Origin of the sequence: Veillonella parvula, from assembly GCF_036456085.1 — a bacterium.
GTDB classification, from domain to species: Bacteria; Bacillota; Negativicutes; order Veillonellales; family Veillonellaceae; genus Veillonella; species Veillonella parvula_E.
In genome coordinates, this window is record NZ_CP138632.1 from 2,017,516 (window position 1) to 2,043,551 (window position 26,036).

A 26,036-nucleotide genomic window follows, 5' to 3' on the forward strand; every position below is an offset into this window, starting at 1 on the left:
ATAATACTCATGGAACATATGAAACATAATAATTCTTTGAATCTAATAATTAATTTGAAAAATTTGAGAAAATATCTCAAATTTTAATTTGATATTCATTTTCAAGAATTATATTATATGTAACAGTTTTATATGCAATAAACCGCACATTCCGATCGCCTAGGATGTGCGGTTTTTCATTTGTATTATATTTTTCATATATGAGTGGGGTATTGAATGATAATTTTTGGGGTATCATTCTAGATATTTTTGTATATTACAAAATAGGATTATTCAGCGCCGATAGCATTTTCTAGTGCTCTTTGTACGCCTACATAGACAGCCTTGGCTAAGGTGTCTCCAAATAATGAGAAGGAACCAGCATCTGTTAAGATAGCTCCATTTGTATCGATGGTGAGAATGATACCATCTGTAGAGGTACCTGTGGCAGATGTTTTGCGTTCTTTTGTAATTGCGTCAGGAATGTCTTCATTAATAAACGGATGGAGTCGTACGCTTTCAACATTCCAATCTTGTAGGGCTGCGGTTTTTGCCTCGGTAATCGTCATAATAGCTTTTACCATAGCGCTATCTGTTAAAGCTTTATTTGTAAATACGAGAATATTAATTGTGCCTGGCACTATGAAGTCTCCATCACGCTCTTCGTAACAATAGCCTGTACCTGCGCGATGTGCCGTTTTTTCATAGCCTGCAGTCACGATAGTTTCCACAATAGTATCATGTTCTTCAACTTTGGAATAGGCGTGTAGATGCATTGTGGCAGACGTGAGAAGTGCTGTACTAAAATGAACAGGAGTATCAATATGTTCAAATTCTTGAGCCAAATAATCGGCTACAGAGCCACCGGGTAAATCTTTTTCTGTTTCGATTTGATATGTTAGCTGTTGGTTGCGTACCGCTAGCGTATGGTGATAGCCACCATTTAATTGTCCGCTCGAAAGAGAATAGTGGATATCGTCAAAGTGTACCGTAACGGAGTGTAACTCTCTAGTTACATAGCCTCCAGTAGCAAGCTCTTGGGGTGCTTCGTATAGATTTTTGAACATGTAAGTCTCCCTAGTTTTATGATTGTTATATATGGAATATAACGATATAATATCTTTATTATCGTATTGCAAATGCATATGTAAAATTATAGCATATATATTTACCGTTATTATATTGCTATTATGTTGTGATAGATATTTGTTATTGTATCGATTTATATTATGGATGGTTACTATGGCTAATTTCTTAAGTGCTGTTTCTGAATTTCTTTTTAAAGACGCTAATATATTAATTCAAATAAGGGACTGGTTTTTTGCACAAGCTGGAAATATCTTATTAGCATTAATTTTATTTTGGATTGGGCGATATGCTATTAAATGGGTAAAAGCATTTGCGGTCCGCATTATGACAAAAGCTTCCTATGACTCAGCAGCAATGAGCTTTATCACTCAAATTATTAATTATGCCTTGCTAGTAGGGTTAGTATTGATTTGCTTAAACCAAATCGGTATTCCTACAACATCCTTTATAGCTGCTTTTGGTGCGTTTGGTTTAGGTATTGGTCTCGCCTTACAGAATAACCTTTCTAACTTAGCATCTGGTTTATTAATTCTTATCTTCAAACCTTTTAGAGCGGGTCACGTTATTCAGGTAGGTGATGTAGTTGGCAGTGTTAAATCAATTCAATTTATGTATACAGTTATTACTACAAAAGATCAAAAGAATGTATACATACCTAATTCTCTTCTTACATCACAAGCTGTAACTAACATTGTTTATACTACAGAACGGGTTATCCCATTTACGTTTGACATTGGTTATAATAATGATCATCATGAGGCAATAAAAATCTTAAAAAATATTTTTGCAGCAGATAAACGTGTCCTTAATCCGAAGAATATGGAAATAGGTATCTCTGAATTTGGAGATAATTCTGTACGAATCGCCGCTTATGCTCGTGTTAAGTCGAATGATTTTCTCGATGTTCAATATAGCATTATGTCTGATGTAAAAGATGCATTCGACAAATATGGCATCGATATTCCATATCCTCAACGTGTAGTATATATTCAAAATGTAGATACATCGACAGGTGAAATTAAAGGGACAAAGAAGAAAGCAACTGCTACAAATGTAGCACTAGATGATAGTCTTGAAAGTTAAGATACTGGAAGGTAGAACGAGAGTGATGACACTTTTAACGACGAATATTCATATGTTTTATAAGAAATTGGTATTGGCCATAACTTTTATAGGAATCATATTTATAGGTGCTAGTGTTGCTCAAGCTGCATACATTTCACCTCCTTCTACTGTTGGTGAGGCCGTAGTCCTCATTGATGCAGATACAAAACAAATTTTATTTGCAAAGAACCCAGATAAGTGGATGCATCCAGCTAGTACTACAAAAATGGTCACCTTGTTAACTGCCTTAGAATTAAAGGGCACACAGTTTGATGAATTAGCTACTATAAGTAGCTATGCAACGAGCATGGAAGAATCAAACCTTGGGGTTCGCGTAGGCGATCAGATTACATTGGAAGGTGTTCTTGAAGGTATGATGGTTGCTAGTGGTAATGATGCGGCCGTTGTAGTAGCCGAAAATGTAAGTGGTTCTGTGGATAAATTTGCTAAAGATATGACTCGCATTGCTGCAAAAGCGGGGGCAAAGAATAGTGTGTTCTTGAATCCTCATGGATTAACACAAAAGGGTCACCATTCTACGGCTCGTGATTTAGCGATGATTGCTGCGTATGGCATGAAATACCAAATGTTCCGTGACAAGGTTGCCAATGATTACTATAAGGTGCCGTACCAAAACCGTGCACCAGAAACAATTCGTACTACAAACCACTTCATTCGCAACAAATATCCTGGTGCAAATGGCTTGAAAACAGGTTTTACAAATGCAGCAGGAGAATGTTTGATTGCGTCTGCCACACGTAAGGGCCATACTATGATTGTAGTCATGTTAAACGATGATAACCGTTGGGATGAAGCGGTGCAATTCCTTGATTATGGCTTTAAACTCCGTGGGGTAATTTAAGGTCCTATTGTGTAATGGGGGATATATGAGTTCATTTTTTGCATTTTTAAAACGCATGCGCTTTATCAATCGATGGAGCCTCATGCGAAATACGGAAATAGAAAATATTCAAGAACATAGCCTTGAAGTGGCTATGGTAGCCCACAATTTGGGAGCTATAAAAAATGAATACTTCGGTGGAAATGTAGATATTAATAAGGTAGCTGTTATAGCTATGTATCATGAGGTAAGTGAAATCTTTACAGGAGATATGCCGACACCAATCAAGTATTTTGATCCAAAGTTGCGTGAACTGTATGGTGAGGTCGAAACTTTGGCGCAAGAAAAAATGCTATCAACCTTGCCAGACCGGTTACAATCTGTTTATAAGCCTATACTTGTTGATGCAGAGGCTAGTCCAGAATGGTCTATTGTTAAGGCTGCCGATACAATTTCAGCCTATATGAAATGCGTCAAAGAGCTCAAGGCAGGAAATGATGAGTTTAAAGAGGCACATGACTCTATCTTAGCTAAGTTGAAAACTCTAAATATGCCTGAGGTAGATATGTTTATTGAATTATATATCCCTGCTCTTGGTAAAAGCTTGGATGAGTTGAACTATTACGAAATTAAGTAACTATTAAAAGAGACGACTTCTTGAACTGTACCCCAAAATTTGCACACAATTTTGAAGGTGTAGTTCATTTGGGCTGTCTCTTTTTGATTTTAAAGATTTGTAGATTATGTTGCTAATGCTTTATCAAATTTTGTTAGTTTGTTTAATAATAATTATTATAAGCGTATTTGTTAATTATTATGCCTTATTGAATATTATAGTTTGCTTTTTCTATCTATAATCTCTTGATTTCTCATTAGTATTTTTTTACCTCGCCACGAGAAGGCTCGATGACCGTATTTTGCTTTGAATTCTTTGTTCGTTAGTGTTTCTAGTTCGTCTATATTAATATACGGTTCTATCTGTTGGAATTCTGGGATGGGCGTAGTTGGAAAATCTTTGTTGTGAGGACACACCTCTTGGCACACATCACAACCAAATACGAGTGGTGTTTTAGCGAGAATCTGTTCCTCTTCATCGGTAAGTTCTTCTTTTTTCTGAGTTAAGTAGCTTTTACAGGTCGCGAATTTAAATTCGTCATGGCCCAAACATTGGCCTAAGCATGCTGTAATACAACGATTGCATCCTATACAGGACTGCTCAAGAGGGGTATTTGGTTTGAGTTCTAGTGTTGTTAAAATCGTACCAATAACGACATAAGAACCCCATTTAGGGCTGATAAAACAGTTGTTCTTTCCGTAAAAGCCGAGACCTGCTAAGTAGGCCATGTACCGATCTGCTAAAGGAGAGGTGTCGCAATGAATAGAGAACTGAGCCGAGTCATCAATTATTTGTAATCTTTCAATAAGACGTTCTAAATATTCATTAATGACCAGGTGATAATCTGTTGACCATGTATAGCGCGATAGATTGGCATGGCCTTTGTGTTGTACATGGTACGGGAATAGACAAACGATGGCACTTTTGGGCATAAACTGAGTAGTTCCTAGTAGTCTTGCTTCCACATCTGCCGTAGTAAAAGGGCATGGGTTGCTTTCAAATAAAATAGTTTTGGCCTGTTCAGGTAGTGGCCATGAGGCAATTCCAAATTCATAAATATGTAATTCTTTGCAAATTTCCTGTAAATTTATATCTTTCATCGTAGATTTAGTGGTAAATAATTGGTAAAATAAAAGTATAAAAAATGCACGAGATTCTATAGTTTTTTGTTAAGTTTGTAGTTTGGTGAGAACTGTATTTTTATAGTTAGCACCGTAATTCTGTTAGTATTAGTATACCATTGAGAGGACAGATTATGTTAGCATTTATGAAAGTATTACAACCGAAGACGGTGGAAGAGGCTTACGAATTAGCCACAAAGAACAAAACTGCTCCTATGCTAGCAGGCGGCTGTTGGCTGCGTCTAGGACGACGTACTTGGCCATCAGTGATTGATATGGCGAGTCTTGATTTGCGTTATGTTCGTGAAGAAGATAAGGAGTTTGTAATTGGCGCTATGGCGACACAAGGAGATGTGGAACGCTTTGAGCCTTTACAACAATTCTGCGGCGGTGCCGTAGTTAAAGGCGTTAAGGAGATTCTTGGCGTTCAATTTAGGAATACTGCTACCATGGGCGGCTCTGTAGCAAGTAAATTTGGCTTCTCTGATATCATCCCTGCGCTATTGGCAGTGCATGCAGACATCGTTACCTTTAAAGGTGGTCGTATGTCCATGCAAGACTATATGACATATAGAGAACGTGATATTCTCGTGGAAATTCGCATCCCTAAAGTAGATGTACCTGTAGCTGTTGAAGCTCTTCGCATCTCTCGTGGCGACTTCCCATTATTGACAGGTGCTCTTCGCCATGACGAAAAAGGCGTTGAATTATACATCGGCACAAGACCTGGTACACCTCAATTAGCAGAAAAAGCAAGTGCTTTGCTTTCAGAAAGAGGATTATCTGCCGCAAAAGAGGCAGGTCAATTGGCATCCGAAGAACTAGTGTATCAATCTAACTCTCATGCGTCCAAAGAATATCGCATGGAAATGGTAAAAGCAATGGTTCAACGCTTAGCTAAGGAGGTGGCACAATAATGGAACTCGTACTTAATATTAATAACAAAAATGTAACTGTTAATGTGCCAACTGATGAGATGTTGCTAGACACATTGCGTAATCTTGGCTATTACAGTGTCCGCTGTGGCTGTGATACTACAAACTGTGGCCTTTGCACTGTATGGGTGGATGACGAAATTATTTTGTCCTGTGCCTACCCTACATTTCGTGCGCCAGGACATAAAATTACTACATTAGAAGGTTTACAAGAGGAAGCTGAATTATTAGCGGCTTGTATCGCAAGTGAAGGCGCAGATCAGTGTGGTTTTTGTACAACTGGCATGATGATGAGTGCTATTAATTTGAAACGCAAAAATCCAAAGGCTAGCGATGATGAGATTCGCGAATACCTCATAGGTAACTTGTGTCGCTGTACTGGTTATGAATCACAACTTCGAGGAGTTCGTAAATTCTTAGAAGGAGGCCTATAATGATGAACAAGCATATTGGTAAGTCCTATGACAAAGTTGACTCCAAAGGTATTTTGTCTGGTAAACCGTCTTATACTGGTGATTTTGTTCCCAAAGATGCGCTCGTTATTAAGGCCCTTCGTAGTCCTCATGCTCAGGCGCGCATCAAATCTATTGATACATCTAAAGCCAAATTGATCCCTGGCGTAGAAGCTATTTTTACTTATGAAGATGTGCCTAATACGCGATTCACATTAGCAGGTCAAACATATCCAGAGCCATCCGCTTATGATGCGCTTATTTTGGACCCTGTAGTTCGCTATGTTGGAGACGAAGTAGCTCTCATCGTAGCAAAAGATGAGGCTACAGCGCTTAAAGCAATGCCGCTTATCAAGGTTGAATACGAAGTACAGAAACCTGTACTTGATATGCATACTGCTATCGATCATGAAACTATAGTACATCCTGAAGATGATATTCACAATAATATCCCTGTAGGACAAGATTACAAACGCAATATTTGCGTATCCTATCACAAACGGGTAGGAGATGTGGAAGCAGAACTTGCTAAATGTGATTACGTGGCAGAAGGCACATACTTTGACCAGGCCACACGCCAAACAGCGATGGAACCATTCCAAAGCTTTGGATATATAGATGCGCTAGGTCGTGTAGTTATCGTATCCTCTACGCAAATCGTATTCCATGTACGCCGTCACATCGCTCGTGCACTCGGTATTCCGGCCACAAAAGTCCGTGTTATTAAACCTCGTATCGGCGGCGGTTTCGGCTCTAAACAAACGGCTTGTACAGAAATTATGACGGCCTTTGTAGCGTGGACATTGAAAAAACCTTGTTATCTCTTATACGATCGTACAGAAGCACAAACTTGCTCTACTACACGTCATGCTCGTGAATGGAAAATCCGTGTAGGTGCTACAAAAGATGGCATTATTAAAGTTATTGATATGGACTCCATCACAGCCGCTGGTGCACATGCAACTCATTGCTTCACTACTACAACGGCTGGCGAACATAAATCTGTACCTTTATACAACAAAGCGACTGCTGTTCATTATGGTACAGAAGGTGTGTATACTAATCAAACTCCGGGTGGTGCTTTCCGTGGGTATGGTGCAACAGAAGCATTGTGGCCATTAGAATGTGCAGTAAACCAGTTAGCTGATAAGATGGGGATTGATCCAGCTGAGTTACGTCAGAAGAACTTAATAGCAGAAGGTGAACAAAGCTTAGTATATGCTCCAGATGAATATCTTGATTCTGGTCTTTTCCAAGATACTGTAAATCGCGTAAAAGAAATGGCTCGTTGGGATGAACGCCCTCATTCTTGGGATATCGATGAGCGCTATCGTGGTGGACTTGGCATGGCTTTAGCATTACAAGGCTCTGGTGTCGCAAATATCGATGTGGCATCTGTTGAAATTCGTCTTGGTGATGATGGTAATTATACACTGTATACTGGGTCTTCTGATATGGGCATGGGGTCTAATACCGTATTGACTCAAATGGCCTGTGAAGTAATAGGTTGTCCTATGGAATATATGACTGTTATAGAATCAGATACAGATATCGTACCATTCGATCCAGGGTCTTACGCATCTAGTACAACTTATGTAACGGGTACTGCTGCTAAGATGGCTGCAGAAGAATTGCGCACTAAGATTATTGCTAAATTTGCTCAATTCTTTGAAACCGACGTTGAAAACGTTGACTTTGACGGCGTTGTAGCTACCACAAAAGATGGTGCTAAAACAATGGATATCCATCAATTGGCACCAAAATTATTAGTTGGTGTTAATGCGGAGCAGTTGTCTGGTTTTGCTACATGGGGTAGTTATACATCCCCACCTCCATTTATGGCATCTATTGCTGAGGTGAAGGTAGATAAACAAACAGGTAAGGTTATTCCTCTTCATTTCTATTCTTGTGTTGATTGTGGTACTGTTATCAACCCTAAATTGGCTCGAGTTCAAGTTGAGGGTGGTGTGGTACAAGCTATCGGCATGGCTTTATATGAAGATGTACGCTATTCCAATAATGGTCGTTTGGAAACAAACAATCTTATGACTTATAAAATCCCAACTCGTCAGGATATTGGTGAATTACATACAGACTTTGTAGAATCTTACGAGCCTACAGGTGGTTTCGGCGCTAAATCTATTGGTGAGGTTGTCATCAATACGGGGTGCCCTGCTATTCAACATGCCATTAAAAATGCAGTTGGTGCGGATATTCGTACATTACCTATGACACCTGAGAAGGTATTTATGGCTATGGACGAGAAATATAAAGTATAGAGATTTCTAGTTCTTTTTACTTTCTAAGGAGGCCTGGTTCTATGACATCACAAACATCCTATTGGAATCGATTGATTCAGCCGGGAATCGTTGCCCTTGTTGGGGCAGGCGGTAAAACGACTGTGCTTTCAAAACTAGTAGAATATGGACGGCTGAAAGGTCAGCCCATCGTAGTTACGACTACGACTCGACTTTATGAGTCTCAGGTGGCTCATTATGAACCGATTTATACTCATAATATTAATGAAGCTGATGAGTATTGTACTGACCGACTTTTACATGGCTATTGTGGTGCGTGGTTCGCTGGAATTACAGGAACAAAAGTAGACTCCTTAGATTGTGATCTTATCGATGGTTTATCCAAGTTACATCCCAATTGGCAAATTGTTGTAGAAGCAGATGGGGCGAAGGAAAAATGGCTCAAGGCACCTAAGACGACCGAACCTGTCATTCCATCTCTTACAAAGACTACGATTGGCCTCGTGAATCTACAAATGCTAGGGGCCCCGTTAGATGATGAGCACGTACATAATATCGAGCTTGTTCAAGATATTGTAAAACGCGATATGGGGGCTATTGTAACTCCTCGTATGTTGGCTGATCTTGTTTTGCATAGGCAAGGTTTATTCCAATACAGTAAAGGTAAGAAAATACTATTCTGTACTGGTTATGAAACAGTACAACATCGCATTATCGATGATTTTATTGATCATATTGTTGATAGTGATATTACGGCTATCATTTTGGCTGATGGATATAAAGCAAGTTGTGAAATCCGTCGCATTATTCAATGTCGGTAGGTACTCATGACTATTATGAAGGCAAATTGTAACACCGCTTTTAGTCCCATGAGAGACCCCATAGACCGTCATCCTTTGCATATTGGCATTGTCCTCCTTGTGGGAGGACAATCCAAGCGTATGGGATGTAATAAGCAACTCTTGCCCTGGCGTGGTAAGACTGTTCTAGATGCGGTCTGTGGGGCTCTTCAAGGTGGATGGGGTGGACAGGTGGCTTCTACTGTATCGTGTAGGCTACCTTTTGTGGCGGTTACTGGTGATGATCATGAGAAATTAGAACCAATTGTCACAAACTATGGTTTTGAAGCCATTCGAAATGACCATCCTGAACTAGGGCAAGGCGTATCCATAGCGATGGGAGTACGTCATTTGATGAATACGTCATCCATACCGCTAGACGGTATTCTCTGTTCAGTAGGAGATCAACCACTTCTGACGAGTGCTGTTGTACACGAGGTCATTCGTGCGTTTAATGAAAACTTTCATCCGAAAACTATCGTCGTTCCACATTATGGGGCAAATTATCACTCGGGAAATCCCGTTCTCTTTGGTTCTCATTGGTTTGATTATTTACAACAGATTCAAGGGGATCAAGGGGGTAAGACCATTATTCATGGTGATGGTAAAGCCCATGTCGTGAAATTATGGATTAGTGATGATATTGGCGACGATATCGATACACCCGATGATTTTGAGCGTTTGAAACATCGTGAAAGTGAGGCATTATGAAACCATTGGTACTCATGCGTGGAGGCGGAGACATTGCTTCCGGCGCTGTATATAGATTGAGACGGGCGGGCTATCCCGTTGTAATTAGTGAAATAGCGATTCCTACCATGATTCGCCGCGAAGTATGTTACGGTAATGCGGTTCATCGTGGAGAGATGATTTTGGAACGTTTTGTTGCTCGTCATGTGTCTCTTAGTGAAGTGAAGGATACATTGGCACAGGAAATCATCCCCGTTGTTACTAGCTCATATGAGGAATTATTGGACACTTTAAAACCAGAGATTGTAGTCGATGCTATTTTGAGTAAAAAGAATCTTGGTACAAAACGGGATGATGCAGATCTCGTTATCGGTGTGGGCCCTGGATTTATTGCTGGAGAAGATGTAGATGTAGTCATTGAAACGATGCGTGGTCATTCATTAGGTCGCTGTATCTATGATGGACCAGCTCAACCTAATACAGGTATCCCTGGAAATGTAGGTGGCTACACTCATGAGCGCGTTATTCATTCTCCAAAGGCTGGACTATTTACAGCAAAACGTCATATTGGGGATTCTGTACAAGCTAATGAAGTAATTGGTTATGTTGATGAAGAACCAGTAAGAGCGAAAATTACAGGTATTCTACGAGGCATTTTAAAAAGTGGGCTCATCGTATCAGATCATTTTAAGTTGGCTGATGTGGATGCTCGTTGTGAAGAGTCTCATTGCTATAGTATTTCAGATAAATCCCTTGCTGTCGGTGGAGGTGTATTAGAGGCTGTTACCGCTTGGGATTATGAAAGGAATCTAGATGGAAACAATTTATGATGTGATGAAAGATCGTCTACAGGTTACTGAAACTACTGTGATGGTTACTGTTCTATCCGGTCCTCGTCAAGGGGATAAGACTATTTATGCTGAAGATGGAAGGGTTCTATACGGAACTCCTATTGAAGGGTTTACTGTAGATAAAGCAAAGCTAAATTCTCTATGCATGGTAGGCGAAATGGAGTGTTTCGTACAACCTGTAGAAAATGATCCGTCAGTTCTCGTATTAGGCGCAGGTCATGTTAGCCGAGCGATTACAGATTTGCTGCTGTTTATTGGATGTCGTGTTACAGTCGTAGATGACCGTCCAGAATATGTAGTTCCTGAATTCTTTGATGAACGTGTCATACGTAAATGCTTACCTTTAGAAAACTTCAAGAACGATTTACCTCTTGATGAATATACTGGTTTTATCATTGTGACACGTGCTCATGAGTACGATAATATATGCTTAGAGCAATTACGAGGGTACTTGCCTACCTATATGGGCGTTATGGGCAGCCAAAAACGCATCCATCACGCTTTTGAAGTGTTGCGTGAGCAGGGATGGACTCAAGATGAGTTAGATATGGTATATGCGCCTATTGGTCTAGATTTAGGAGCTCAAACGCCTGAGGAAATTGCATTATCTATCGTTAGTGAATATTTGGCAGTGGTGCGTGGAAAAAAAGGCGGCTCATTGCGGAAAGGTAGAGTGATCCATGAATCGTGAGTTTATTGAATACCTTAGTGAACGTAAAAACGAAACCTTAGCAGTAGCCACTATTTTATATACTTGTGGATCCACACCTCGTAAAGCTGGTACATCTATGGTTGTATTTCCTGATGGATCTATTTTTGGTACTATCGGCGGCGGACGTGCGGAAAATGAAATCCGCCTAAGTGCGGTGGACTCTTTGAATAAAAAAGAAGCTCACCGTCGTATCGATGTTCATCTCGATGATGACGTAGCTGTTAAAGAAGGCATGGTTTGTGGGGGCCAAATGGATGTTTGGATTGAAACACAAAACATCTAATAAAAATCTCATTCAGCGTTTGTTTATAAATTTACAGTACTCTCAAAATGAGTTAAAATATAAGGTACAGTCAAAGAATTGATTGTACCTTATTATTTTGTATAAGGAGCTATTTTTATGCATATTGACGCACTTATACATACCTTTAGGCTTCTTGATATTGTTGATATCATAATCGTTGCTATTGGTATTTACTATTTATATAAATTGCTTAAAGATACACGGGCCGTTTCTCTTTTAAAAGGTCTCGTTATGTTGGCGATTTTTAATTTATTGAGTCATCTGTTAAATCTATACGTTATCAACTGGATTTTGCAACAAAGTATGACCGTTCTTCTCTTTGCGTTACCCGTTGTATTCCAACCTGAATTGCGTCGTGCTCTAGAACAATTGGGGCGTGGCCGAATTTTCAGCAAGGCACAAAATGTAAACGAAGAAGAAATGGATATGGCTATTAATGAAGTGATGGCTGCGGCTCGCGTTATGTCTCGCGAACATACGGGGGCACTTATCGTTTTTGAACGTGAAGTAGGTCTCAATGACTTTGTAGATACTGGTATTCTTATCGATGCTGTATTGAGCCGCGAGTTGATTAAAAATATCTTTGTTCCTAGTACACCGCTTCATGATGGGGCCTTGATTATTCGTGATGGGCGAATTCGTGCAGCGGGCTGCTTGTTGCCGTTGACTGAGGACCGCACATTGAGTACTGAACTAGGTACACGTCACCGTGCAGCTATTGGCTTGTCTGAACAAACTGACGCTGTTGTAGTCGTTGTCAGTGAGGAAACAGGGACCATTTCTTATACATATGGCGGTCATATTTATCGCCATTTACCAGAGGATCAAATTAAAGAGGCATTGCGCACCTTTATGGAACGCCCTCGTCAAACCATTACTAGTATGTGGAAATGGAGGGCAAATAAATGATGATTCATTTGAAACGCAATTGGCCTGCTAAATTATTATCCTTGTTAGCAGCTATCGTCATGTGGTTCTTTATTATGCGCGATCAGAACCCTGTGATGGAAGTAACCTACACAATACCTGTACAGGTTCAAAATCTCAATTCTGGCTATATCATAGAAGATGCACCAGATGTGGTCCGTGTTGTTCTGGCTGGTCCACGTGATACCATTATGTCTATGAAATCAGATAATTTACGGGCTTATATTGATGCATCTGGTGTAAAACCAGGTCAAAATAATGTAACTATTAATTTTACGCCTCCAGCAGGGATGAATCTTGTGGAGGTTAAACCAGATAACATCATCATCAATGTTGATGAATATGCAGAGAAAACCATTCCTGTTGAAATAGTTCCAATCGGCAAGTTCTCTGATGATATTGCTTTGAAATCGGTAACGATTGTGCCGAAAGAGGTAACTGTTTCTGGTCGTAAGCAACAAGTTAATGCAGTGAGCAAGGTTGTGATGAAAGTCAATGTGGCTGGTCAAACGAAGAATTTTAGCGCTGTTAGTACTTTAGAAGCTTGGGATACGGCAGGTAATGTACTGGATGTACATATTAATCCAAACCAAGGCCAAGCACAATACGAACTCAACTTATTACGTAAAGAAAAGGCGGTTCCTATTACTGTTCCGACTGTTGGTACAGTAGCAGAAGGTTATGAAGTTAAATCCACGTCTGCTACACCAACGCAACTAACAGTTACAGGTCGTGAAGAAATGATTGATTCCGTTACAGAAATACAAACGGAACCTATCGATGTATCGGGTGCTACTGAAACTGTACAGGGTAACTATAATTTAGTATTACCGAATGGAGTTAATAGCAATACCACAACGGTACGGGTGAAAGTAGAAATACAAAAGAAGGTACTTAATGGATGATAAGTTTTTTGTGAGGCTTTGAAATCTTGCGACAAAGACCCTAATAGAGTGAATATTTCTCTATTAGGGCCTTTTTATGATTTATATATTAGCTTTTATAGTAGTGTTGTATAATAAAGATGTATGACTACTTTCTTACTGGTCAAGTGGTAAAGAATTTTGGTCAAAGATTAAAGAAGTAGGCTCACCTAAAAGGGAGGCTTTAATAGGAAAGCTATGATTAGAATAATAAATCTCCGCGTGGCTGTTACGGTTAAGTCGGATATCAAAAGTATTGTAGAAAAGAAATATCCCCCGTTGCGTGGTGCTATCGAAACGATTCATGTTGTTCGACGTGCCGTAGATGCCCGTAAGAAGCCAAACATTGTTTTTGTATATACCCTATTCATTGAGGTTCATAATGAAGGTCAAGTCATGAAAAAGCTTGGTAAAGAAAAGGATGTATCTGTATTTGCTGCAGAAGATCCAGAACCTATCGTTTTGGGGTCTGTACCATTAGCACATCGTCCTGTTGTTATGGGCTTTGGCCCTGCGGGGATGCTTGCAGCCTTTTACTTAGCTCGTGAAGGCTATCGCCCAATCGTGCTTGAACGCGGTCAAGATGTAGATACACGTAGTCATGATGTAGAGACATTTTGGAAAAAGGGTATATTTAAGCCTGAGTCCAACGTACAATTTGGGGAAGGCGGCGCAGGAACTTTTTCCGATGGTAAGTTGACAACTCGCATTACCCATCCGCGTTTACATGAAATATCTAAATACTTTGTAGAGTTTGGCGCGCCTGAAGAAATCTTATATAAACATAAACCTCATGTAGGTACTGATAAATTGCGTACCATGGTAAAAGCCATGCGTGAGCGCATCATCGAATGGGGCGGTGAAGTCCGCTTTGGTTCTAAGGTAACAGATTTATTTATTGAAAATGACCGTATCGTAGGCGTTGAAGTTAATGGTAGTGAGCGTATTGATACGACTGTTGTTTTGTCTGGTGTAGGCCATAGTGCACGTGACACATATGAAATGCTTTATAAACGTAATGTGGAAATGACGGCAAAACCATTTGCTATCGGTGTTCGTATTGAGCATGATCAAGCTGTAATCGATGCGTCCCAATATGGCGTGGAACCATCTAGCTTGGGCCTCGGTGCAGCAGAATACTCCCTCGTGTACCATGATAAAGAATCAGGCCGTACTGCATATAGCTTCTGTATGTGCCCAGGAGGTCAAGTAGTAGCATCTGCCTCTGAAGATGGTGGCGTTGTCGTAAATGGCATGAGTTTATACGCTCGGGATAGCGGTGTTGCTAATAGTGCTATCGTAGTCAACGTAGGTCCAGATGACTTTGGTACTCATCCATTAGATGGCATCGCATTTCAACGAGAATGGGAACGCAAGGCCTATGAGTTGGGCGGTTCTAACTTCCATGCACCTGCACAAACAGTAGGGCAGTTTTTAGGGCTTTCACAAGCACCTAGCGTACAAAATAGTATATATAGCTACGAGCCAGGTGTTGTAAATTGCGATTTACATGATTGCTTGCCATCATTCGTCACATCCGTATTAGAGCGTGCCTTGCCATACTGGGGACGTCGCATCCGAGGGTTTGATGATCCTGCGGTGTGTATGACAGGCGTTGAAACACGTACCTCTGCGCCGCTCCGTATGGGACGCAATGAAGAACGCATTTCTCCTACTGTAGGAGGTTTCTATCCTATGGGTGAGGGGGCTGGCTATGCAGGGGGAATTATGAGTGCTGCCCTTGATGGCGCGGAAACGGCCATTTTATGTATGGCAAAATACGCAAAACCTAATTAGTGGGAATTATACTGATGAATTGAATTACAGTATAGATTCATACTATTTATGTAATATAGATGTGACTTTATAGTAGGTATGCTTTCTATATTATGATATAATACACAACAGTAATTATTGAAAAGATACACACGGTAGATATATAGACTTGTGAAACTTTCACAAATCCTTAGAGGAGGATAATTATGGCTCGTTTATTTGGTACAGATGGTGTACGTGGTGTTGTTAATGAGTTTTTAACGCCGGAATTAGCCTATCATTTAGGTCGTGCGGCAGGAACGCATTTTGGTAAGAAAAAGGATCACCCTACGTTCTTGATTGGTCGCGATACACGGATTTCTGGTTCTATGCTTGAAAGTGCATTAGCGGCGGGCATTTGCTCTGTTGGTGGTAATGTAGTAATTGCAGGCGTTATCCCAACTCCAGCAGTAGCGTACCTTGTACGTCAACAAGGTTTTGATGCGGGTGCTGTTATTTCTGCATCTCACAATCCATATCCAGATAATGGCATTAAATTCTTTGATGGTAATGGCTATAAATTACCTGATGAAGTGGAAGATGAATTGGAAAAATATGTTCGTCAAAGTGCAGATAATGAATTGGCGCGTCCTACTGGTGATGGTATTGGTAAAATTGAGTTCAATAGTAACTTGGCTCATTTATATGCTCATTTTGTACGTCACACAATCGATACGTCCCTTGAAGGTTTGACTATCGTTTATGATGGTGCTAATGGCGCAGCGTCCAGTGTAGGTCCGGAAATTTTGTCTGGACTAGGGGCTAAAGTCATCAATATTAATGTGAATCCAGATGGGTTGAATATCAATCATCATTGTGGTTCCACACATATTGAAGGCTTACAAGTAGCCGTACAACAACATAATGCAGACCTTGGTATTGCTAATGATGGCGATGCTGACCGCTGTTTATTGGTTGATGAAAAAGGTCAAGTCCTCGATGGTGATCAAATCATGTTGCTATGCGCCCTTAAGTTGAAAGAAGAAGGAAAACTTAAAGGTGATACCATAGTTGGTACCGTTATGAGTAATATTGGATTCCATAAAGCAGCAGAAGAACTTGGTATGAAAACAGTTTCCACTGCTGTTGGTGATCGATATGTATTGGAATACATGCGTGAACATAATCTTTCCGTTGGTGGTGAACAATCTGGTCACGTAATCTTTTTAGATCACAATACCACTGGTGATGGCATGTTAACAGCTGTTCAAGTGGCAGCTCTTATGAAGGAGAAAAAGCAACCTCTTTCTGAATTGGCCGGCATTATGACAAAATACCCACAAGTTCTTGTAAATGTTCGTGTAGCTACAAAAACTGGCTGGGAAGACAATGACCTCATCAAAGCTGCTATCGTAACAGCTGAAGGAGAACTTGGTGATGAAGGTCGCGTTTTAGTACGTGCATCCGGGACAGAACCACTCATTCGTGTCATGGCTGAAGGGCCTAACCAAGAAGAACTACAATCCCTGTGCCAAGAAATTGCTGATATTATCGGTAGAGAACAAGGGTTGGCTGAATAAAAGTAGGGTGTGAGGAGGCAGAGGAGCTTGCGACGATGAAGCCCACACATCACTTTGTTCCGAGTGTAAGATTTCGCCAAGCAAAATCCACAGCGAGGAACCATCTTTACTGAGATTAATCCTATGGATTTTAATAATTGTGAATCCATTCTACAATTTGATATCAAAGGTATCCCCTCCTATATATGTCCCTTTGCTCCGTCCTACGTAAAGTCACTGCAGGAACATATATAGGAGGTTTAGAGATGAGTGATATTTAAAATTGAATAATCATAATGAATAATCTTTTTATTTTGGTTTATTCTAAGCTTAGAGGGTGAAATTATGAAAACAATAGGTTTAATTGGGGGAATGAGCTGGGAAAGTACGATTACGTATTACCAAGTCTTGAATGAAACTATTAAGCACGTTTTGGGCGGCTTACATTCAGCAAAATGTATTTTATATAGCGTCGATTTTGAAGAGATAGAAAAGTGTCAAGTAAATGGAGATTGGGTCAGAAGTGCTGAAATTTTATCCGATGCTGCTCAATCTTTAGAAAAGGCTGGTGCTGATTATATTGTTATATGCACGAATACAATGCATAAAGTAGCGGATGAAATAAAAAGACATATTCACATTCCACTTCTTCATATTGCGGAAATGACTGCAGTAGAGTTGGAAAAATCAGGTATTACAAAGGTAGGTCTGCTCGGTACCAAGTACACGATGCAACAAGATTTTTATAAATGTATCTTGGAAAATCGGGGGATTCATGTTGTTATACCTAACGAAGATCAAGTCGAACTTGTGAATGATATTATATATAATGAATTGTGTTTAGGTGTTATTTCTAATGAATCTAAACAACAATACTTAGATATTATTGGTGATTTGGTAAAATCTGGTGTACAAGGTGTTATCTTAGGCTGTACTGAAATTGGGCTACTTATTAAACAAGATGATACGGATATACCTTTATTTGATACTACATTGATACATGCAAAAAATGCGGCTTTAATTTCTATTGATAGAGCATAATATAGTTAGGTTTTATTTTGTTCAAGCAACATAACTCTCTATTAGATATTTTATTCATTTTTAGAATATTTAATAGAGGGTTATTTTTATGCAATTAGAATTAGATAGAGGCTAAAGGAAATCTTTTTGTATAGTTTGAATTTATATGAGCGGCGTTATTATAGGCACAACAGTATATAAGTAATAAATTATGTTATTATAAACATATGGTCTAAAACATGTTCGGTGATAGTAAAGGTGTAATATGAAACTTGCTATAAGAGAGTATTGGCAAAATCTAAAAATAGAATATGAAACTACTTATAAGGTATCTATATTTAGTGATTATAATGTATTAAAGGAATATGTAGAGTGTTTTAAAACATACTTGAATGGTTTGCTGCATGAGCATCCGCATGATTTAAATATAGTATGTGCTTTAGCAACTGTTGAACAGGTGTTGCGGCATGAAGAAAATTCAATACAACTATTAGAAGAGTTTCTCAGAAAATATATAGAAGAACTGAGTGATACCGATAAAGCAAGAGTTTATACTAATTTAGCTTTTTATTATAACGATGAGGGAAATATAAAAGAATATGACTATCTATCTGCAGCTGTGAAGCTAAATTCTCCATATATAGAAACTTACAGAGGGCTGGCTTTATATCATTTTTCAGCTTATAGAGATAAAGGTTCTGTAGAGGAATTGAAGGAAAGCTTACGTGCCTTTGAAAAGGGAAGAACAGTATCCGATGGTTATGAAATGAACTTTGGCTATGCAGTGTGTTTGTTTGAGCTTAAGGAATACGAGAAAGCAAAGGTCATTTTTGAAGAGTTATTAAAAAGCTATCCCAATAGGATGAGGTTACTAGTTTGTATTGCTTATTGTGATGTGTATTTAGGTAATAAAAAGCAAGCCCTCGATCGTTTGAAGCAAATTAAGCTTGGAGGCGATGTAGCATATCATTTAAGTAATGATGAAGTTTTTGAGTTTGATATCATTGACGTCTATTATATATTAGATGAGTATAGCCTATTCTTAGACGAATGTGAAAAGGCTAAAGAGCACTGTGATTTAAGTGATGGCCCTTATTACTTTGGTCTTTGGATTATGAATCAACATGATATGTTCCGTCGTGAAGTGGACAAGCAACGAACAGAAATATTGGCATGCATTGGAAATGCAAAAATGGACGAAGACTTTGATAGCGAAGAAGAAAAGCAGGACTATATCAAAAGCTGGGAAGATGATTTAGAGAATCTAAATTTGTTGGAACATAAAATTAAAGACGAAAACTACAAACCTATGGTTAAATTAAAACTGTGGCCTATATATGGCTGCTATTTAATAGACCGTTTAACTCATAACTTATAATACGCTAACTTCATAGTGATAGGGCTAAAGAATATTTATATAGTTGAAGTTTTATAGTTTTGATTGAAAAAGAATAGCACTACTTTGGATTGGAATAATTCAAAGTAGTGCTTTTATTATTATTTATCAGCCACAACGAGTTTGTATCCATTTAAGTGAATGTTACTACCTGTTGAGTCTTCGTTGTTCAAGGATTTTACATAGCTGTCGCCTGTTAATATCCAATTGGAGTCTTTGCTGAGTTTCACAGTTACTTCTTTAGCAGCATTGTCTGTGTTTACAGCGCCTACAAGACTAGATCCATTTGTCATGTCTAGTGCGATGGTACTGATTGAATCAGCCACAATATTACCGCTTAGTTCTTGATTAGATGTGCGGAGTGTAAGATGACCGCCGTTCTCACCAGTTTTTCCCCAACGGGAGTCGGCAGCTGCTTTCACTAGGGTAGAAGTGTTCGGCATAGAGATTACATTGTTAGAAAGGTCTACTTCAGCAGTAGTGTTGTTTACATAGAGGAACGCACCCGTAGCGTGAGTTGTAAGTGTGTTATTTTCTGCTTTCAGACGAGCAATACCGTTTTCAGCATCACCAGAGAAGCTTTGATATAGCATGAAACCATTATCTTTGTAGCCTGTTACATTGGAGTTTGTAAGGGTAATAGAATTTTTACCTTCTACGACGCCAATTTCACTGTTATTCGCTATGCCGTTGACATTGTTCACTATAATATTACCCGTGGAGTAGATAACAGGACTGCCTTCGCCAGATGTCGTAAGTTTGGCTGCTTCTGTGGTGATAGTGCCTTCTCCGCGATCTGTAGCAAGTGTAGCAGAGTGAGCCCCTTCAGTGGTGATAGTTAGGTTTTTGCCATTTACCGTACCTTTGTAAGTAGCATCTAAACCACGAGAGGAATCGCTTTTGGTGTGAATATTAGTATTTTCTACGTTGATAACAGAGCCTTCACCAGTGGCAAAGACTGCGTTAGAGCCTTTAGAGTTAGATGTAATATTACTGCCTTTAATATTGATTTGGCTCCCCTCGATACCGAGGACTACTGCATTTTGACCACGGAAATTGCTGTTGTCATCGCTTGTAGTGTCGCCTGTTTTATCGAAAACGCTATTTTCAATATCAATTACCGCTTTATTTTTACCGATGAAAGCATTCTGATCGGCCGTTGTGTTTGTCATCGATTCGTGAGCAATGGATTTGTTTTCTGTAGCGATAGTTGTGCCTTTAAAAGTACTAGGATCTACTTCAACTTGTGGTGCCATTCCATTAGGGGCTCCATTCTGCATAGCTGTTGGAGGCATACCGTTAGGAGTGCCAGAAGGAGGATTCCCATTTGGAGGTATTTGGTTAGACGTGCCTGTAGGGACATGACCGGCAGGTGGTTTGCCGTGAGGTGCACCGGTTGGAGGTGTGCTTCCTTGTGCAGATGGTACTGTTTTAGTTTGTTCTGTTGTGGTTACAACTGCTACGTTGGTATTAGTTTGAGTCTCTGCAGCTAATGTTGGGATAACTGCTAATGTCGATAAAGCGGCACCAAGGACTGCAGGTAACACCCAACGACGTAATTTTCTATATGATAAGCTATTCTTTTTAGTTTTATGTTGTTTCTTTATAGTTGTTTTATTCATGATTAATATCTCCCAAATTATATACATACATTTTGAAAATACAACAAAATCTAATTGCGTAAAATTTAGAATGATAGAAGTATAATTTCTTACAATGAAAAGGATGTGAAGCATAGAAACAATCTTTTTTATTCCTTTTGACTTATCTGTGGTGGTTTACTTTTTATCGATTTTTCTAGTATAATATACCTCAGTACATATTTTATTTTGTACTGATTCTGCCGTATATCATAGAAAGGAATTCCAAATTCGTAAAGGCGAATAGCGCAAGTACCCGCGAAGGCAGTCGTTAGGGTAGACGAGGTGAAGAGTGATCGAGTCATCAGCGGATGCTCTTCCGGCATATTCATGTCGTAACAGGTATTAAAAAGCCCATCGGTAACGATGGGGACAAAGTATATCTGAATGAATTGTATTGAACTAATATTTAATACATTAAATAGAATATTAATCTAGAATATTAATTAGTTAGCCTTAGTTTTTGCTGGGGCTAGAAATACCCCCAGTTATAGGAGGATATACGTATGTGCGGTATCGTAGGATACATTGGCTTTAATCAAGCATCTGATTTCTTGTTGGACGGTATGGCAAAGTTAGAATACCGTGGTTATGACTCTGCAGGTATTGCTGTTATCGGCCCTGAAAATGTTATTAAAATTCAAAAGAAGGTTGGCCGTCTTGCTAATCTTGAGGCAGTTGTGAAAGCAGATCCTAATGAAGGAACTGTAGGCATTGGTCATACACGTTGGGCTACACACGGTCGTCCATCCGACATGAACGCCCACCCTCATGCATCTGAAGATGGTAAATTTGCTGTTGTACACAACGGCATTATTGAAAACTACATGCCTTTAAAAGAAGAGCTTATTGCAAAAGGGTACCATTTCAAATCTGAAACTGATACAGAAGTTGTAGCTCATTTGTTAGAGGATATGTACGATGGCGATTTCGTGGGCACAGTACGCCGCATGCTAGCTCGTGTTGATGGTGCGTATGCTCTTGAAATCATCTGCTCCGATGAGCCAGATAAAATCATTTGTACTAAAAAAGAAAACCCATTGGTTATCGGCCTTGGCAAAGGTGAAAACTTTGTAGCATCCGATATTCCAGCTATCATTAACTACACACGTGATACATACATCTTGAGCGATGGTGAATTAGCTATCGTAACTCGCGATAATGTATCCGTATTCGACCGTGAAGGTAACCCTGTTGATAAAGAGGTATTCCATGTAAATTGGAACGCTGAAGCAGCAGAAAAAGGTGGTTATGAGCATTTCATGTTGAAAGAGATTCATGATCAACCTAAAGCTGTTCGCGATACATTCGGTACACATATCTCTGAAGATGGTAAAACAGCAATCTTTGATGAGCTAAATTGGACTGCTGAAGATGTAGCAGCTTTCAATAAAATTCTCATCGTTGCATGCGGCACTGCATACCATGCAGGTCTTGTAACAAAACAATATATTGAAAACTTGGCGCGTATTCCAGTTGATGTGGAAATAGCATCTGAATACCGTTACAGCAACCCATTGACTGATGATAAAACATTATGTATCGTTATTAGTCAATCTGGTGAAACATCCGATACATTGGCGGCTTTGAAAGAAGCTAAACGCCTTGGTGCCAAATCATTGGCCATTACCAATGTTGTTGGTTCCAGCATTTCTCGTGAAGCAGATAACAAAGTTTACACATGGGCTGGCCCTGAAATTTCTGTAGCGTCCACAAAAGCGTACACTACTCAATTAGTAGCGGGCTTGTTGTTCGCCGTATACCTAGGTCAATTAAATGGTAAATTAAATCCAGCCTTAGCCGAAGAAATTCTTAGCGGCGTTAAAAACCTACCATCCTTGATTCATGAAATCTTTGAAGTAGACGAAGATATGAAAGCCTTTGCTAAACATTATGGCTTCAAATCTGATGCATTCTTCTTGGGCCGTGCTATCGACTATGCAGTAGCGATGGAAGGCGCTTTGAAGTTGAAAGAAATTTCTTACATCCACGCTGAAGCATATGCTGGTGGCGAATTGAAACATGGTACATTGGCTCTTATCGAAGAGGGCGTACCTGTTATTGCATTGGCTACACAAGAGGATGTTTACGATAAGATGATCAGCAACATCCGTGAAGTAAAAGCTCGTGAAGCTATTGTAATCGGTATTGGCATGAAAGGTGACGAAGAATTATCTAAACACGTAGACCACACAATTTATGTGCCTCGTGCGAATAAATTTATCGCTCCAATCTTAGCAGTTGTACCATTGCAACTATTGGCGTATTATGCAGCAATTACACGCGGTGCAGACGTAGATAAACCACGTAATTTGGCTAAATCTGTAACCGTAGAATAATATATAACCAACAGTGCTTTGGCACTGTTGGTTTATTTCAATATAGGGAGACTATTATGGCAGTTATATTTTCCGGCATCCAACCAAGTGGGGAGTTAACACTTGGTAACTATTTGGGGGCTTTACGTAATTTCTTAGACTATCAAGATACTGATGAATGTTACTATTGTATCGTTAACCAACATGCGATTACGGTACCGCAAGATCCAAAAGAATTATTTCAAAACACTCGTAATTTGGCTGCATTGTACCTTGCGGTTGGCCTTGATCCTAAAAAGGTAACATTGTTTGTTCAATCCGAAGTACCTGAGCATGTTAAGCTCGGTTGGGTTATGCAATCTATTAGCTATGTTGGCGAATTAGAGCGTATGACTCAGTACAAGGATAAGTCTCAAAAGCAAGGGGATTCTATTCCAACTGCATTGCTTACGTATCCACCGTTGATGGCGGCAGATATTCTGCTATATGGTACGAATTATGTTCCTGTAGGGGAAGACCAAAAGCAACATCTTGAGTTGACTCGTAATTTAGCAGAGCGTTTTAACCGTAGATTTGGTGAAACTTTCGTAGTGCCTGATATCAAGGTCGGCGAAGGTGGCGCTCGCGTTATGAGCTTGCAAGAACCAACTAAGAAAATGAGTAAATCTGATGATAACCAAAATGCTACAATCCGTCTTTTGGATGCACCAGATTTAATCGTGAAAAAGTTGAAACGAGCTCAAACTGATTCTGATAATGCGGTTCGCTATGATAAAGAAAATAAACCAGGCATCTCTAACTTGATGGGAATCTACCGTGCTATTACAAAAGATAGCTACGAAGCTATCGAAGAAATGTACGCAGGCAAAGGTTACGGTGTATTTAAATCCGATATTGCCGATTTATTAGTAGCAACCCTTGAACCAATTCAACAACGTTACAATGAATTGATTACAAGCCCTGAACTGGATGTAATCCTTGATGAAGGGGCTGCTAAGGCGCATGCTAAAGCAAGTGCAATGTACCGTAAGGTAGAACAAGCTATGGGCTTGTGTCGTAAATAAAATCATATAGTAGACTTTCAATTTGTGAGGTAAACCATGACGAAACAAGAGGCGATGGAACGCTTTTCATCAGGTGCCGTACAACAGAGCTTAGAAATACATCGCGGTATACAATGGACCGGTCGCATCATCGGTCTAGTTGCGTGTGCGTTGATTGTAAAATATATGCCCTCAGACTGGGTGGAACGTGTATGGTATTATCTGTTGTTGCTCGTGATATTATGGACCCTTCATAGATTAGGTGAAAGTCAAGCTTTTATCTGTGAAAAGGGCCTCGTGTTAAAACGTAGGCCTTTTTCTGTGAAAGAATACTTTCACAGTTTATTCTATGGGGATGAATATTTCGTCTTTGTTGATTATGAGCATATTATTGGATTCACTGAGGAATGGCGTGAGTTGCAAGCAATGAATGGTCATGGTGGGATCTATGTGATACCACTTGATCTGCATCAGATGGCGTACAAGGATAAAATGGCGATGATTGAGGCTATCCATAAACATACGCAGTCATAAAGTACAGGTATGAAGCGTCATATAATATAGGTATACAGAAATATAAATATAGGACTACAGAAACATAAAGCAAATGAATCTAGAATCATAAACTATATATGTGGAGAGTCTGTAAAATAAAAAATATAAAATTCATCGAATTAACTATTTACAACTTTAATGAACTAAAGTATAATACAATCATTAAGTACGGAATCTAAATCTGTATTGAACATATTATTAAGTAGTAAATAGGCGATAATCGCCGTGGAGGATAGTTATGAATTGGAAAAAGATGATGGCCGTAGGCCTTGCAGCCGTGTCTATGATGGCATTTGTAACAGGTTGTGGCGGTGATGCTAAAAAAGCTAATACAGAATTGCCTAAGAAAGTTGTTATCGGTTTAGATGATAGTTTCCCTCCAATGGGCTTTAAAGATGAAAAAGGTGAAATCGTTGGCTTTGATATCGACATGGCTAAAGAAGCAGCTAAACGTGCTGGCATGGATGTAGAGTTCAAAGCTATCGACTGGTCTAGTAAAGAAGCGGAACTAAAATCAAAAAAAATTGATGCGTTGTGGAATGGCTTAACAGTTTCTCCTGAGCGGGAGAAAAATATTTTGTTCTCCAATACATATATGAAGGATAAACAATATGTCATTGTTCGTAATGACGATGATTCCATTAAAGGTAAAGCCGATTTAGCTGGTAAGGTAGTAGGCGTGCAACAAGCTAGTACTGGTGAAGCAGCATTGCAAAACGACCCAAGCGGTAAGACTGTTAAAGAAACAAAATCCTATGCGGATTTTGTAAGTGCCTTCATGGATCTTGGTATTGGTCGTGTTGATGCGGTTATTGCTGATGGTGTAATCGCTCGTTATCTCATGACAAAAGAACCTGGTAAATACAAAATCGTAGAAGGTACTGACTACGGTGTTGATAATTTCGCTGTTGGCTTCCGCAAAGATGATACTGCTTTGCGTGACAAAATTAATGGTATCTTAGCTGAAATGAAAAAAGACGGTACTGCTGATAAAATTGCTGAAAAATGGTTAGGCTCAGGCGCAGACTTAGATAAGAGCGATGCTAAATAGTACAATTCGTGATATACTAATAGTACTATGGTCAGTAGGTACAACTGATAATTAAAGA

At 39.4% G+C, this 26,036-nt stretch carries 24 protein-coding genes; 21 read left to right on the forward strand and 3 right to left on the reverse strand.

Annotation, left to right across the window (positions count from 1 at the left end; all coding sequences use genetic code 11):
• Nucleotides 1-269 precede the first annotated feature (269 nt).
• Nucleotides 270-1,046 (reverse strand): adenosylcobinamide amidohydrolase, encoded by a 777-nt coding sequence (locus tag PK1910_RS09335; protein WP_331298848.1) that lies wholly within the window; start codon nucleotides 1,044-1,046, stop codon nucleotides 270-272.
• 175 nt (nucleotides 1,047-1,221) lie between these two features.
• Here PK1910_RS09335 and PK1910_RS09340 point away from each other — a divergent pair, with 175 nt between their 5' ends.
• Genes PK1910_RS09340 through yfbR form a run of 3 tightly spaced genes read left to right on the forward strand, consistent with a single transcriptional unit; the run spans nucleotide 1,222 to nucleotide 3,650 of the window.
• Nucleotides 1,222-2,151 (forward strand): mechanosensitive ion channel family protein, encoded by a 930-nt coding sequence (locus PK1910_RS09340; protein ID WP_004697944.1) that lies wholly within the window; start codon nucleotides 1,222-1,224, stop codon nucleotides 2,149-2,151.
• Between the two features lie 25 nt (nucleotides 2,152-2,176).
• Entirely contained in the window at nucleotides 2,177-3,034 is an 858-nt protein-coding gene (locus PK1910_RS09345) for a D-alanyl-D-alanine carboxypeptidase family protein (RefSeq protein ID WP_287506956.1), read from the forward strand.
• A gap of 25 nt (nucleotides 3,035-3,059) precedes the next feature.
• Nucleotides 3,060-3,650 carry a 5'-deoxynucleotidase gene (gene yfbR, locus PK1910_RS09350; RefSeq protein WP_024060932.1) on the forward strand — a complete coding sequence of 197 codons (591 nt, stop codon included), beginning with the start codon at nucleotides 3,060-3,062 and terminating at the stop codon, nucleotides 3,648-3,650.
• A 194-nt stretch (nucleotides 3,651-3,844) separates the two neighbouring features.
• On the opposite strand, the gene PK1910_RS09355 is transcribed toward yfbR, so the two are convergent.
• On the reverse strand, nucleotides 3,845-4,729 hold the full coding sequence (locus PK1910_RS09355) for an epoxyqueuosine reductase (protein WP_331298849.1): 885 nt from the start codon (nucleotides 4,727-4,729) through the stop codon (nucleotides 3,845-3,847).
• Nucleotides 4,730-4,884: 155 nt separating this feature from the next.
• Here PK1910_RS09355 and PK1910_RS09360 point away from each other — a divergent pair, with 155 nt between their 5' ends.
• The 14 genes from PK1910_RS09360 to PK1910_RS09425 all read left to right on the forward strand — a co-directional run bounded on the left by PK1910_RS09360 (nucleotide 4,885) and on the right by PK1910_RS09425 (nucleotide 19,353).
• Nucleotides 4,885-5,667 carry an FAD binding domain-containing protein gene (locus PK1910_RS09360; protein ID WP_331298851.1) on the forward strand — a complete coding sequence of 261 codons (783 nt, stop codon included), beginning with the start codon at nucleotides 4,885-4,887 and terminating at the stop codon, nucleotides 5,665-5,667.
• Nucleotides 5,667-6,119 (forward strand): (2Fe-2S)-binding protein, encoded by a 453-nt coding sequence (locus tag PK1910_RS09365; protein ID WP_004693892.1) that lies wholly within the window; start codon nucleotides 5,667-5,669, stop codon nucleotides 6,117-6,119. Before PK1910_RS09360 ends, PK1910_RS09365 begins: the two co-directional genes overlap by 1 nt.
• The gene (locus tag PK1910_RS09370) at nucleotides 6,119-8,416 is read left to right on the forward strand and encodes a xanthine dehydrogenase family protein molybdopterin-binding subunit (protein ID WP_331298853.1); all 2,298 of its coding nucleotides are present in this window, start codon (nucleotides 6,119-6,121) and stop codon (nucleotides 8,414-8,416) included. The genes PK1910_RS09365 and PK1910_RS09370 overlap by 1 nt, the downstream gene beginning before the upstream one ends.
• A gap of 41 nt (nucleotides 8,417-8,457) precedes the next feature.
• A complete protein-coding gene (yqeC, locus tag PK1910_RS09375) occupies nucleotides 8,458-9,216 on the forward strand; it encodes a selenium cofactor biosynthesis protein YqeC (RefSeq protein WP_278456672.1) in 759 nt (252 codons plus the stop codon).
• A 6-nt stretch (nucleotides 9,217-9,222) separates the two neighbouring features.
• Nucleotides 9,223-9,945 (forward strand): nucleotidyltransferase family protein, encoded by a 723-nt coding sequence (locus PK1910_RS09380; protein WP_278456671.1) that lies wholly within the window; start codon nucleotides 9,223-9,225, stop codon nucleotides 9,943-9,945.
• The gene (gene yqeB / locus PK1910_RS09385; protein ID WP_008602932.1) at nucleotides 9,942-10,754 is read left to right on the forward strand and encodes a selenium-dependent molybdenum cofactor biosynthesis protein YqeB; all 813 of its coding nucleotides are present in this window, start codon (nucleotides 9,942-9,944) and stop codon (nucleotides 10,752-10,754) included. Before PK1910_RS09380 ends, yqeB begins: the two co-directional genes overlap by 4 nt.
• Nucleotides 10,738-11,466: an XdhC family protein gene (locus PK1910_RS09390; protein WP_008602931.1), complete on the forward strand. Its 729-nt coding sequence runs from the start codon at nucleotides 10,738-10,740 to the stop codon at nucleotides 11,464-11,466. Before yqeB ends, PK1910_RS09390 begins: the two co-directional genes overlap by 17 nt.
• Nucleotides 11,456-11,770, forward strand: coding sequence for an XdhC family protein (locus PK1910_RS09395; RefSeq protein WP_004693881.1), 315 nt, complete (start codon nucleotides 11,456-11,458; stop codon nucleotides 11,768-11,770). The genes PK1910_RS09390 and PK1910_RS09395 overlap by 11 nt, the downstream gene beginning before the upstream one ends.
• Nucleotides 11,771-11,887: 117 nt before the next feature.
• Complete coding sequence (gene cdaA, locus PK1910_RS09400; protein WP_105086940.1) at nucleotides 11,888-12,700, forward strand: diadenylate cyclase CdaA; 813 nt, start codon at nucleotides 11,888-11,890, stop codon at nucleotides 12,698-12,700.
• Nucleotides 12,697-13,623 (forward strand): CdaR family protein, encoded by a 927-nt coding sequence (locus PK1910_RS09405; protein WP_004693876.1) that lies wholly within the window; start codon nucleotides 12,697-12,699, stop codon nucleotides 13,621-13,623. The genes cdaA and PK1910_RS09405 overlap by 4 nt, the downstream gene beginning before the upstream one ends.
• Before the next feature lie 216 nt (nucleotides 13,624-13,839).
• Nucleotides 13,840-15,438, forward strand: coding sequence for an NAD(P)/FAD-dependent oxidoreductase (locus PK1910_RS09410; protein ID WP_331298862.1), 1,599 nt, complete (start codon nucleotides 13,840-13,842; stop codon nucleotides 15,436-15,438).
• A gap of 185 nt (nucleotides 15,439-15,623) precedes the next feature.
• Entirely contained in the window at nucleotides 15,624-16,976 is a 1,353-nt protein-coding gene (gene glmM, locus PK1910_RS09415) for a phosphoglucosamine mutase (RefSeq protein WP_008602925.1), read from the forward strand.
• A 324-nt stretch (nucleotides 16,977-17,300) separates the two neighbouring features.
• Complete coding sequence (locus tag PK1910_RS09420; RefSeq protein ID WP_287506970.1) at nucleotides 17,301-17,996, forward strand: aspartate/glutamate racemase family protein; 696 nt, start codon at nucleotides 17,301-17,303, stop codon at nucleotides 17,994-17,996.
• A gap of 244 nt (nucleotides 17,997-18,240) precedes the next feature.
• The gene (locus PK1910_RS09425; RefSeq protein ID WP_287511505.1) at nucleotides 18,241-19,353 is read left to right on the forward strand and encodes a tetratricopeptide repeat protein; all 1,113 of its coding nucleotides are present in this window, start codon (nucleotides 18,241-18,243) and stop codon (nucleotides 19,351-19,353) included.
• A gap of 119 nt (nucleotides 19,354-19,472) precedes the next feature.
• Here the strand turns inward: PK1910_RS09425 and PK1910_RS09430 are convergent, their stop codons facing one another.
• Nucleotides 19,473-20,993, reverse strand: a complete 1,521-nt coding sequence (locus tag PK1910_RS09430; RefSeq protein ID WP_156697139.1) for a hypothetical protein — start codon at nucleotides 20,991-20,993, stop codon at nucleotides 19,473-19,475.
• Between the two features lie 524 nt (nucleotides 20,994-21,517).
• Between PK1910_RS09430 and glmS the strand changes: the two genes are divergently transcribed.
• The 4 genes from glmS to PK1910_RS09450 all read left to right on the forward strand — a co-directional run bounded on the left by glmS (nucleotide 21,518) and on the right by PK1910_RS09450 (nucleotide 25,978).
• Nucleotides 21,518-23,350, forward strand: coding sequence for a glutamine--fructose-6-phosphate transaminase (isomerizing) (gene glmS / locus PK1910_RS09435; RefSeq protein WP_118091032.1), 1,833 nt, complete (start codon nucleotides 21,518-21,520; stop codon nucleotides 23,348-23,350).
• A gap of 56 nt (nucleotides 23,351-23,406) precedes the next feature.
• Nucleotides 23,407-24,393, forward strand: coding sequence for a tryptophan--tRNA ligase (gene trpS / locus PK1910_RS09440; RefSeq protein WP_008715380.1), 987 nt, complete (start codon nucleotides 23,407-23,409; stop codon nucleotides 24,391-24,393).
• A 36-nt stretch (nucleotides 24,394-24,429) separates the two neighbouring features.
• Entirely contained in the window at nucleotides 24,430-24,906 is a 477-nt protein-coding gene (locus PK1910_RS09445) for a hypothetical protein (RefSeq protein ID WP_287511507.1), read from the forward strand.
• Between the two features lie 259 nt (nucleotides 24,907-25,165).
• Nucleotides 25,166-25,978, forward strand: coding sequence for an amino acid ABC transporter substrate-binding protein (locus tag PK1910_RS09450; RefSeq protein ID WP_004693860.1), 813 nt, complete (start codon nucleotides 25,166-25,168; stop codon nucleotides 25,976-25,978).
• Nucleotides 25,979-26,036: the final 58 nt, after the last annotated feature.